The following is an 11,748-nucleotide window of genomic DNA, read 5'->3' on the forward strand; positions in this document are numbered from 1 at the left end:
ATTTCCTTTATATTCAGAATGACTGAACTGTGAACAAAAATTTGGAGAATATTATGCATCAATATCTAAAAGCAATCGGTTTTAATGAGCTGAACACAAAAAAAAAAGTAAAAGATCTTTTGAAACAAGTAGAAACCAATTTTACACATCAGACAATTGTATCATATCAAAGTTGGGCGGATTATTGCGAATTCCAAAAAGAATATGGAGAGAAAGTAGGAATTACTTTATGTGGAGAATTGGATGAAGAGGAAAAGTTTGATGCGGACTATTATTTTCCTTATTTTGAAGGAAGCGGTATAACTACATATGCAGATATCGCTGTGGAGAAACGTATTGAAAAAGAGGAATACGTGGGGATTTGTGAAGATCCAAGAGTAGGAATCAGTCTAATTTTCCATCTCCAGAACGGCATCGAATATATGAGGGAACGCCAGATGGGTTTTGAGAATGAAATGCCTACTTCCATCACATTTTCAGGTCTGGCTTTATCGGGGAAAGTACTGTTTCCTGTGAAAAAAAGTGAACAGCAGGTAAAGAACGAGAAAGAAGCATCGGACAACAGAAAAGTATTGCTTAAAGCAGCAAGGGGCGGAGATCAGGAAGCAATTGAGACATTGACGCTGGATGACATTGATACCTATTCCAAAGTATCAAGAAGATTAATCAGTGAAGACGTTTTTTCTATTGTAGATACATACTTTATGCCCTATGGCGTGGAGTGTGATTTGTATGCTATAATGGGTGAAATACTCGCGGTCAGAGAAAGAATTAATATTGTAACAGGAGAACCTTTATATCAGATGAAACTGGATGTAAATGAAATGCAGTTTGATATCTGTGTTCCTGTGAAAGAAGTAATGGGCGAACCGGAAATTGGGAGAAGATTTAAAGCTACAATATGGCTGCAGGGATATATAAATTTTTAGCAAAATAAGTTGAGATTTTCTGAATTTCATGTTATATTATTAGTTGTGTTCTGTAGAAACAGAGCATATACAGAAGTTTCCGTAGCTCAGCAGGATAGAGCGTCCGCCTCCTAAGCGGAAGGCCAGCGGTTCGAATCCGCTCGGGAACGCCAGTAAATAATGCTGTAAGCTTTTTAGATTTATAGGCTTACAGCTTTTTTATAACCTTTTCTTAAAAAATGCAAAGGAGTATACTAGAAAATGAAAAAAGAAAACCTAAATCAAACTAAAACTGGCGCGGAAAATAAATTAAAATTTAAAGATTATTTAATGATTGGATCTATGTTGTTTGGACTGTTTTTTGGAGCAGGAAATCTGATTTTTCCTGTTCATCTGGGACAGGCTGCGGGTATGGATGTTATTTGGGCTAATTTAGGCTTTCTTGTGACGGGAATAGGCCTGCCTTTTCTTGGAGTTGTCGCAATTGGCATATCGCAAAGTGAAGGCGTTTTTCAATTAGCTACCCATGTAAACCGACGTTACGCATATATTTTTACGATTCTACTTTACCTTGTGATTGGCCCGCTTTATGCAATTCCACGCCTGGCAACAACTTCATTTGAAATAGGCCTGGCTCCCTTTGTTTCTAAAGACATGTCAGTATTCATGCTTGCACTTTTCAGCAGTCTTTTTTTCTTTATAGCATGGCTGTTGGCGCGAAAACCAACAAAGTTGCTTGATTATATCGGTAAAATTTTAAATCCCTTATTTTTGATTTTATTGGGATTTCTTTTAATCATGGCATTTGTTCGGCCAATGGGACCAATCACAGGCACCATGGTACAATCGGATTATCAGGCAAATGCCTTTTTCAAAGGATTTGTTGAGGGTTACAATACGTTGGATGCTCTTGCATCCCTGGCATTTGGTATTATCATTGTGTCAACAATTCGCAGCCGGGGAATAAAAAATCCTGCGTCGATTGCGGTGGACACTATTAAATCCGGTATCATCAGTATTGTTGCAATGGGAGTTATTTATAGTTTGTTAGCTTATGTGGGAACAATGAGTCTGGGAAAGTTTCCGTTAAGCGAAAATGGCGGAGTCGCCCTGGCGCAGGTTGCCAATTACTATTTTGGCATTTATGGAAGCATCATTCTTGCACTGATTGTCATTGTAGCATGTTTAAAGACTGCTATTGGACTGATTACTGCCTTTTCGAAAACATTTGTAGAACTATTTCCGTCACTAAAGTATTTAACTTTTACGACAGGGGTCAGTCTGCTTGCTTGTCTGCTTGCTAATATAGGGTTAACCAAGATTATACACTTTTCAATTCCGGTATTGATGTTTATCTATCCGCTGGCGATGACATTGATTTTGCTTTCGATTATCGGGCCACTTTTTCATCACGATTCATGCGTATATCAGGCGACAACTTATTTTACACTTCTTGCCTCGGTAATTGATGGGATTAATGCAAGCCCTGATATTATACGCCAGACGGGAGCAGCACAGGCGATGATACATTTTGGAGAAGAAAACTTGCCGTTTTTCTCGATTGGAATGGGGTGGGTGTTACCGGCATTCGTAGGATTTATTATTGGTCTGATCTGGCATCGGGTTAAAAATAAGAAATTGTAAAGGATACCTTAATATGGTAAAATATAGATAAATTTCAGAAGAAAGAAGGACGAGCAATTATGGAGAAAGAAGTATTAGATTATGCTGTTGAGAAGACACAAGATTTAATGAGTGCACCATCATGCAGTGCAGAGGCTAAAGCGGCAGCACTGAGTTGGCTGGATGCTGTTGGAACAAAAGAACAAGCTGCAGAGACAAAGAAGTATATCCAAGAGCTGGAAGAGGATGTTATAACGATTGATAGCTTAATAGATCTTACCGAATCTGAGGCCGGAATAAAGATTTTTGGTGCTGAGAATGCTAAAAATATGGCAGCACATGCAAAAGATATCAAGGCTGACGGAGCAAAATATTGCGATTGTCCTGCATGCACGGCCGCATTGGAGATACTTGAAAAGAAGGAGGAACTACTGAAATAAGTCTTGACAAATTTATAAAGAAAAGGTAAAATACGCCTCATAAGAGGCATTAATATAATTCTTAGTTCACCTATAGGAGATGTGAAGGGAGTTGCCGTTATGAATCAGTGGAAGACCATGCAGATGAATATGACTCTGATGGACAGCATGTGTATGATGATGTGTTGTATGTCAGAGTGTGCAAAAAAAACGATATCAGGTTTTCATTTGTATGGGATGTGATTGAAATTTGGCAGCTGCAATAAAATGCAGGGGTATAAGGTCGCAGGTCTGTGCAGGGCTTGCGGCTTTTTATGTAATAGAAAGGAAAGTGAGATATGGAATCATCAGAACCTATTATCCAGCTGGTTGGACTTGCCAAGGAGTTCCAGACAGCAAACGGCCCTATTAAGGCATTAGATGATATAAATCTGTCTATTGAGCAGGGGGAGATATTTGGAATCATCGGTCTCAGCGGAGCGGGGAAGAGTACCCTGGTAAGATGTATCAATTATCTGGAGATACCTACGTCAGGGGATGTTTTTTTTGAAAGAAAGAGTCTGGCGGCCATGAGTCCAAAGGAACAGAGGATGGCAAGACAAGCTATGGGGATGATTTTTCAGCAGTTTAATCTGCTGGAACAAAGAAATGTACTACAGAATGTCTGTTTTCCTTTAGAAATTGCCAAATGGCCCAAAAAGAAAGCAGTAAACAAAGCAAAAGAGCTTCTGGAGATTGTGGGTTTAAGTGACAGGGCAAAGGCTTACCCGGCACAACTTTCGGGAGGACAGAAGCAGAGAGTGGCTATTGCAAGAGCTCTGGCCACCAATCCAAAGATTCTTCTTTGTGATGAAGCAACCAGTGCACTGGATCCTAACACTACAAAGTCTATTCTTGAACTGTTAAAGGAGATTAACAAGAGCATGGGGGTTACAGTGGTTGTCATTACCCATGAGATGTCTGTTATAGAAGCTATCTGTGACAGGGTTGCAATCATTGACCAGAGCCATATCGCAGAGGTTGGCGCTGTAGCAGAAATATTTTCGGAACCAAAATCTAAAATCGGACGCCAGCTTATTTTGGGAGATGCGGCAGAACAAGTCAGCCGATTCGGAAATTCCAGACAGGTCAGGATTTCCTTTGATGGACGCTCGTCGTTTGAGCCGGTTCTTGCTAATCTAATTTTAGCCTGCAAGGTGCCGGTCAATATTATACACGCAGAGACAAGGGATATCCACGGAACTGCCATGGGACAGATGGTGATTCAGCTGCCGAAAGATGAGACAGAGCAAACCAGAATACTTAATTATTTGAATACAGCAAAGATATCACATGAGGAGGTAAAAGATTATGACATTTGATTCAACCACTATTTCCATGCTTTTAACAGGAACCTTGGAATCCCTGTATATGATAGCAGTATCTTCTTTGCTGGCCTATGTGATAGGAATTCCTTTAGGTATCATTCTTATTGTTGCAGATAAGGATGGGATTCATCCGATGCCGTGGCTTCACAAACCTTTGGGGATTATTATAAATCTGATTCGTTCCGTGCCTTTTATTATCTTTCTTCTTATGATGCTTCCTCTTACAAGGATGATCGTAGGCACCACTTTGGGGTCAACGGCGGTAATTCCTCCTTTGACTTTAGCTTCCGCACCCTATGTAGCCAGAGTTGTAGAGTCTTCTTTTAAAGAAGTGGACAGTGGAATAATTGAAGCGGCAAAATCTATGGGAGCTTCTACCTTCCAGATTATCTGCAAAGTCTATCTTCCCGAAGCAAAACCTTCTCTATTGGTAGGAGCGGCATTGTCCATCACAACTATTTTAGGATATTCCGCCATGGCTGGTTTTGTAGGTGGAGGTGGTCTTGGTGATATTGCTATTCGATATGGATATTATAAATATGAGACAAACATGATGCTTATTACAGTGGCTATTCTGGTTATTATTGTCCAAATTATTCAAGAAGCGGGGATGGGATTGTCCAGGAAAAGTGACAAAAGAATCAAGTAGTAACCGCCCAAAGGCGTTACAATATAAAATTTATCAAGGAGGAAATGACTATGAGGAAATCATTATATGTACTTGCAGCCGCCGTTCTCTCAATAGGAGTACTTACCGCATGCTCAGGTAACAATGAAAAATCTGATACTAAAAAAGCAGAAACCACAACAGAATCGAAGGAGAAATCAGGAGATTTAGAGAAAATTTATGTAGGTGCAACTCCAGCACCTCATGCGGAAATTTTAGATGCCGCAAAAGATATTCTGAAGGAAGAGGGCTATGAACTGGTAGTCAAAGAATATACGGATTATGTACAGCCAAATTTGGCGCTTGATTCAAAAGATTTGGATGCCAATTACTTCCAGCACAAGCCATATCTGGATCAGTTTAATGAGGAAAACGGAACAGACCTTGTAAGTGCAGGAGCAATCCACTATGAACCTTTCGGCATTTATGCAGGAAAGACAAAGTCTTTGGACGATCTTGCAGATGGTGCAGAGGTTTTGGTTCCCAATGATGTTTCCAATGAAGCCAGAGCACTTCTTTTGCTGGCTGACAACGGCCTTATTACTTTAAAGGATGGCATTGAGCTGGATGCGACAAAAAAGGATGTTGTAGAGAATGAGAAAAATTTGAAAATCACTGAGGTTGAAGCAGCTCAGATTCCACGTTCCTTACAGGATGCGGATTTAGCAGTCATCAATGGAAATTATGCAATTGAAGCAGGGTTAAAAGTATCCGATGCTCTGGCAGCAGAAGATGCTGATTCCATCGCGGCAACTACTTACAGCAATGTTGTAGCAGTCCGTTCGGGAGATGAAGACAGTGATAAGACAAAAGCACTTATTAAAGCACTGACCAGTGATACAGTGAAAAAGTTTATGGAAGACAAGTATGAAGGCGCTGTAGTCCCATCCTTCTAAAACTAATCTAAAAAAAGAACTGCTGTAAAAACAATATTTTATTGTTTTGCAGCAGTTTTTTATTCACAAGGGAAAGTTATAATTATAGCCAAAATAAATCAAATATTAACAGGAATGACTATTCCATACAAAGTATGAAATATCTATAATAAAAGTATCATGAATGTAGTGAGTGGAGGATGATTTGTATGGAATATGGTTTTTTTGATGAGAAAAACAGAGAATATGTGATTGAGCGTGTAGATGTTCCTGTTTCCTGGACAAATTATCTTGGTGTGGAAGATACTTGTGCTGTAATAAATCAGACTGCAGGGGGATATATGTTTCATAAATCTCCGGAGTATCACCGGATGACTAGATTTAGGGGGAATGCGGTTCCTATGGACCGTCCGGGATTTGATTTATACCTTAGGGATACGCAGACCAAGGATTATTGGAGTGCCACTTGGCAGCCTGTGGGAAAACCACTGGATCAGGTGAATTATAGCTGCTGTCATGGGCTTTCTTACAGCAGATATTTCAGCAGATATGCTGGTATTGAAACGGAGATGCGGTTGACAATTCCCCTGGGAGAAGATGTGCTGCTGTGGGATTTTACTTTAAAAAATACCGGAAGCCAGACGAGACTGCTGCAATTATTTTCTTTCTGCGAGTTTTCTTTTCATGGTGTTGCAAGTGATAATCAGAACTTTCAGATGAGCATGTACTGTTCCGGAGCCGATTACCAGGATGGGGTAATAGAACAGAGGATGTTCTATGAGCCGGGAAAAGAACAGTATTTTACAGCTTCCTTCCAGCCAGACAGCTACGATACATTAAGAGATAGTTTTCTTGGGATTTATCACACGGAGCAAAATCCTAAGGTAGTGATTGAGGGACAGTGTACTGGTTCAGCGGAGGAAGGAAACAATCACTGTGGCAGCTTTCAGAAGAATCTGGAATTGGAACCAGGAGCAAGTGTTCGGCTAATTTTTATGCTAGGTTCAGGAAACCGGAAAGAGGGTGTGAGAATCCGAGAGAAATATACGAACCTTAATAGGGTAGATCAGTCTTACCGTGAACTTAGGGATTACTGGGAGGCCAAGTTAAATTGTCTTCAAATTCAGACCCCAGATAAGGGGATGAATGTGCTTACCAATACATGGACTTTATACCAGGCTGAAATTAATGTAATATTTTCCCGCTTTGCATCTTTTATTGAAGTTGGAGGAAGGACCGGGTTAGGGTACAGGGACACGGCTCAGGATGCTATGTGTGTGCCTCATTCCAACCCTGAAAAATGCCGTAGGAGGCTTCTTCAGCTGCTCAGGGCTCTGACAACAAGAGGCTATGGAATTCATCTTTTTGAACCGGAATGGTTTGATTCGGATGCAGAGCCGGAGTATGCAGATTCCCCAACTGTTATACCTACAGCAAAAAAAGACCACTTACATAAAATAGAACAGGCCTGCTCGGATGATGCTCTGTGGCTGGTGCCGTCTATAGTTGAATATGTAAAAGAAACTGGTGAGGTGGAATTTTTAAAGGAAAAGGTGTCCTATGCAGATGGCGGCGAAGATACGGTTTATGAGCATATGAAGCGTATCTTGGATTTTTCTTATGAACAGGTGGGCAAAACAGGTATCTGCAAAGGACTGCGTGCGGATTGGAATGATTGTCTGAATCTGGGCGGCGGAGAGAGTGCCCTTGTCACATTTTTGCATTACTGGGCCATTTCTAATCTTCTGGAGCTTGCCGGACATCTACAAGTTAAGTCCGGGGACTGGGATATTAGTGAAGACATAAAGAAGTATAAAGATATGCGTGTACAGGTGAAGAAAGCTAGTGAGCAGCTTTGGGATAATGAGTGGTATATCCGGGGGATTACAAAAAATGGAAAACTAATAGGTACTATAGGGGATGAAGAAGGAAAAATTCATCTGGAATCCAATGCCTGGGCAGTGCTCTCCGGGGCTGCAAATTGGAAGAAGGGAGCAACAGCTATGGACAGTGTGGAAAAATGGCTGTATACCCCATATGGTCTGCAGCTAAATGCCCCGGCCTATACAAAAAGAGACGATGACATCGGTTTTGTCACCAGGGTATGCCCGGGGTTGAAAGAGAATGCTTCCATATTCAGTCACCCCAATCCCTGGGCATGGGCGGCCGAGTGTGTACTGGGAAGAGGGGATAAGGCAGTAAAGTTTTACGATGCACTTTGCCCTTATTATCAAAATGATAAGATTGAGATACGGGAGGCGGAACCCTATTCCTATTGTCAGTTCATTATGGGAAGAGACCATACATATTATGGAAGGGCACGTCATCCGTTTATGACCGGTAGCGGCGGATGGGCGTATTTTGCAGTCACACACTATATTCTGGGAATACGTCCGGGTATGGACAAACTTTTGATTGATCCCTGTATTCCCGGGGAATGGAAAAAATTTACTGTAAAACGCCGGTGGAGAGGAGCAGAATATCAAATCAGAGTGGAGAATCCGGATGGTGTTATGAAAGGTGTCAGATCTGTTTTTATGGACGGAAAAGAGGTTTTAGAAATACCGCCGATGAAGAAGGGAACGGTTCACCAGATCACTGTATGTATGGGAGGAAAAAAGGATGATTAAATTTGGTACCGGAGGCTGGCGGGCAGTGATCGGCGATGAATTTACCAAGGAGAATATTCAGATTTTATCCAGGGCCATTGCAGACAAAATGAAAGAAGAAGGTATTAAAAGTGAAGGAGTTGTCCTTGGATACGACAGACGTTTTTTATCAAAGGAGGCTATGCAGTGGGCCGGTCAGGTATTTGCTGCTCAGGGGATTAAGGCCAGCTTGATTAACCAGTCTGTCCCGACTCCTCTTGTCATGTTCTATGTGATGAAGCATCAGCTTCATTATGGAATGATGATAACAGCAAGTCATAATCCAGCTATTTACAATGGAATGAAAGTTTTTACATATGGAGGAAGAGATGCAGATGAACGGCAGACTATGGAGATTGAGATGTATATCGAGGATGTTACAGATATTCCCGTCGAAGAGATGGAGTACAGCCAGGCCAGGGAAGCAGGCCTGATTGAGGAAATATATCCCCTCAATGACTATCTGGATAATATTATCACTGCAGTGAATATGGATGCAATCAGAAGGCGGCATCTAAGAATTGCTCTTGATCCAATGTACGGGGTCAGCGAGACCTCATTGAAAACGATACTGCTGACAGCCAGATGTGATGTGTTCACGATAAATGGACGGCACGACACTTTGTTTGGCGGAAAGCTTCCGGCTCCCAATGCAGATACAATGAGAAGTCTTCAGCTCTATGTAATGGAACAGCACTGTGATATTGGACTGGCAACAGACGGGGATGCAGATAGAATCGGCGTAATTGATGATGAAGGGAGGTTTCTGCATCCCAATGATATTATGGTGCTTTTATATTATTATCTTGTTAGGTATAAAGGCTGGAAAGGGCCTGTTGTACGGAATATCTGCACCACGCACATATTAGACAGAGAGGCTGAAGCATTTGGGGAAATCTGCTACGAGGTTCCTGTTGGATTCAAACATATTTCAGCTAAAATGCAGGCTGCCAATGCAGTGATAGGAGGAGAATCTTCCGGCGGGCTTACAGTTCGTGGGCATATCCGCGGGAAAGACGGAATATATGCTGCTATTTTGCTGGTAGAGATGATTTCTGTCACCGGTAAAAAACTTTCTGAGCTTTACAGGGAGGTGCAAAAAGAATTTGGGAAGGTTTATATGGAAGAACGTTCCTATAAATTTACGGATGAAAAGAAGAAATTTATTTATAAAATTCTTCTGGAAGAAAAAGAATTGCCAAAATTACCATGTGAAATTGACAGGGTATCTTATTTGGATGGATGCAAGGTCTATTTTAAAAACTCAGGCTGGATCAGTGCCCGTTTTTCCGGGACAGAGCCCTTGCTTCGGATCTTTTGTGAAATGGAATTGCAGGCTGATGCAGCAAATATATGTAATATATTCGAAAAGTACCTGGGTATATTTACTACAGCTTGATTGTATTATATAATGATTACATGGAAACTATAAAAAGAAAATTCAGAAAAATAGTGGGTAGAAAGTATCCGCTGAAATGGAACATGATAATGATGCTTGTGGTTGGCTGGCTTCTGCCACTGACATTGGCTTCGTATGTCATGTTCTTCTATATTTCCGATAAAATTAAAGCTCATCTGGAAGAAAATATATCTGTTTCTGCTGAGAAGGCGGTTCAAATCTGTGAGATGAATTTTTCCGATGCGGTGGGTGCTTCACGAAATGCTTCTTATCTGAATGTAATCCGGGATGCCTATACTGAGTATAAAGCAGGTGGGGAGAGTATTGGGCAGAGGAAAAGGCAGCTCTACAATACGGTTACAGATTTTTTAAATGACCAGTACCGGTATAATACCTCTTTTCTGACAACCATGGTATACTTCAACTCAGATCCTGATGAAATATATTATACATACAGCAATATCAAGAGTGGTACTTTTGATCGGGTACAATATTTTGAAAATGAGGTTTTAGATAAGGTACACGAAGAGTCTAAAAGTCTGGATACTGATATTATCTTTTTAAATGTGGATGGAAATATTTATATGGTTCGAAATATGATGACCACAGGGTTTCGGCCATTTGCCGTTATTATTATGGAACTGGATCCATCGGCAATGTTTAAGAGTTTTGAGAGCATCATGGGATATCAGGGATATGAGGTTTATCTGGATGGGCAGCAGGTTGCAGACACCAATTTAGAGGAACCGGGAGGTATTCGTCATTATTACGTATTAAATGGAATGAAAGATCACAGGGTATACAATATCGGACAGAAAAACACGTATGTTTATAATAAGATTCGTTTTGAAGGTCATGACATGGATTTCATGCTGTCATTAGATACCCGTTCTGTAATGAATGAACAAAATTTCACATACATTATTGGTATCTTTCTTGTTTCTATGATTCCATTGATTTTACTTGTAATCTGGTTTTTTCACAGGGAGGTTACCAGACCTGTAGCAGAGCTGGTAGATGCGTCCAGAGAAATAGAGAAAGGTAACCTCGGTTTTGCCATGCCCCAGGTCGGCAGCAGCCGGGAATTGGTTTATTTGGGAGAATCCTTCAATCAGATGTCTGCGGAACTAAAGCACCAGTTTGACACTATATATTCTGAGGAACTAGCTCTGCGTGATGCCAAAATCAAAGCATTACAATCCCAGATAAACCCTCATTTTCTTAACAATACGCTGGAAATCATCAATTGGGAAGCACGCATGAATGGAAACTATAAGGCCAGTGGCATGATAGAAGCCTTATCCACCATGTTGGAGGCAACACTGAATCGTAAAAAGAATTCTTATATACCCCTGTCAGAAGAACTCAGTTATATGGACGCCTATCTGTATATTATTGCCCGTCGTTTTGAAGATAAGCTGGAAATTCACAAAAATATTAACAATGATCTCCTGCAGGTCAAGGTTCCCCGCCTGATAATACAGCCCATTGTAGAAAATGCTGTGGAACACGGGGTGGATGAACAAAATCGGATTATTATCCACATAAACATAAGGCTTGGGGATGAAGATAAGCTGATTATTGAAATAAAAAACCACGGTGTCCTCTCTATAGATGATATAAAAAAGATCGAATACCTTTTGGGAGGGGGGATAGAGAGGGAAGAAAAATCTTTAAATATCGGAATACGCAATGTAAATCAACGCCTGAAAATAATCTATGGCCCGGATTGTGGACTTAATATTCAAACAAATGCTGAAGGATATACTGTAAGCACACTTACACTATTCCGACAAATGTAACAAGAAAAAACAATAAATAGCAATGCTGTCTATTCACTAT

Annotated in this window: 10 protein-coding genes and 1 tRNA gene; all 11 read left to right on the plus strand. The window is 40.8% G+C overall.

Annotated elements, in window-relative coordinates; genetic code table 11:
• Window positions 1–53: 53 nt before the first annotated feature.
• The 11 genes from BN3456_RS04875 to BN3456_RS04920 all read left to right on the plus strand — a co-directional run bounded on the left by BN3456_RS04875 (window position 54) and on the right by BN3456_RS04920 (window position 11,708).
• Window positions 54–929: a DUF3881 family protein gene (locus BN3456_RS04875; protein ID WP_089983019.1), complete on the plus strand. Its 876-nt coding sequence runs from the start codon at window positions 54–56 to the stop codon at window positions 927–929.
• 75 nt (window positions 930–1,004) lie between these two features.
• Window positions 1,005–1,081, plus strand: a tRNA-Arg gene (locus BN3456_RS04880).
• Window positions 1,082–1,169: 88 nt separating this feature from the next.
• On the plus strand, window positions 1,170–2,552 hold the full coding sequence (gene brnQ / locus BN3456_RS04885) for a branched-chain amino acid transport system II carrier protein (protein WP_089983020.1): 1,383 nt from the start codon (window positions 1,170–1,172) through the stop codon (window positions 2,550–2,552).
• 59 nt (window positions 2,553–2,611) lie between these two features.
• On the plus strand, window positions 2,612–2,971 hold the full coding sequence (locus BN3456_RS04890; protein ID WP_089983021.1) for a molecular chaperone Hsp90: 360 nt from the start codon (window positions 2,612–2,614) through the stop codon (window positions 2,969–2,971).
• 99 nt (window positions 2,972–3,070) lie between these two features.
• Complete coding sequence (locus BN3456_RS16430; RefSeq protein WP_278280264.1) at window positions 3,071–3,193, plus strand: hypothetical protein; 123 nt, start codon at window positions 3,071–3,073, stop codon at window positions 3,191–3,193.
• A gap of 95 nt (window positions 3,194–3,288) precedes the next feature.
• Complete coding sequence (locus BN3456_RS04895; RefSeq protein WP_089983022.1) at window positions 3,289–4,311, plus strand: methionine ABC transporter ATP-binding protein; 1,023 nt, start codon at window positions 3,289–3,291, stop codon at window positions 4,309–4,311.
• A complete protein-coding gene (locus tag BN3456_RS04900; RefSeq protein ID WP_089983023.1) occupies window positions 4,301–4,966 on the plus strand; it encodes a methionine ABC transporter permease in 666 nt (221 codons plus the stop codon). Before BN3456_RS04895 ends, BN3456_RS04900 begins: the two co-directional genes overlap by 11 nt.
• A gap of 50 nt (window positions 4,967–5,016) precedes the next feature.
• Window positions 5,017–5,880 (plus strand): MetQ/NlpA family ABC transporter substrate-binding protein, encoded by an 864-nt coding sequence (locus BN3456_RS04905; protein WP_089983024.1) that lies wholly within the window; start codon window positions 5,017–5,019, stop codon window positions 5,878–5,880.
• Between the two features lie 188 nt (window positions 5,881–6,068).
• Complete coding sequence (locus BN3456_RS04910) at window positions 6,069–8,489, plus strand: GH36-type glycosyl hydrolase domain-containing protein (protein WP_089983025.1); 2,421 nt, start codon at window positions 6,069–6,071, stop codon at window positions 8,487–8,489.
• A complete protein-coding gene (locus tag BN3456_RS04915) occupies window positions 8,482–9,906 on the plus strand; it encodes a phosphoglucomutase/phosphomannomutase family protein (RefSeq protein WP_089983026.1) in 1,425 nt (474 codons plus the stop codon). The genes BN3456_RS04910 and BN3456_RS04915 overlap by 8 nt, the downstream gene beginning before the upstream one ends.
• Window positions 9,907–9,959: 53 nt before the next feature.
• The gene (locus tag BN3456_RS04920) at window positions 9,960–11,708 is read left to right on the plus strand and encodes a sensor histidine kinase (protein ID WP_176699098.1); all 1,749 of its coding nucleotides are present in this window, start codon (window positions 9,960–9,962) and stop codon (window positions 11,706–11,708) included.
• Window positions 11,709–11,748: the final 40 nt, after the last annotated feature.

The sequence above is a fragment of the Clostridium sp. C105KSO13 genome (genome assembly GCF_001517425.1).
Taxonomy (GTDB): Bacteria; Bacillota; Clostridia; order Lachnospirales; family Lachnospiraceae; genus Muricomes.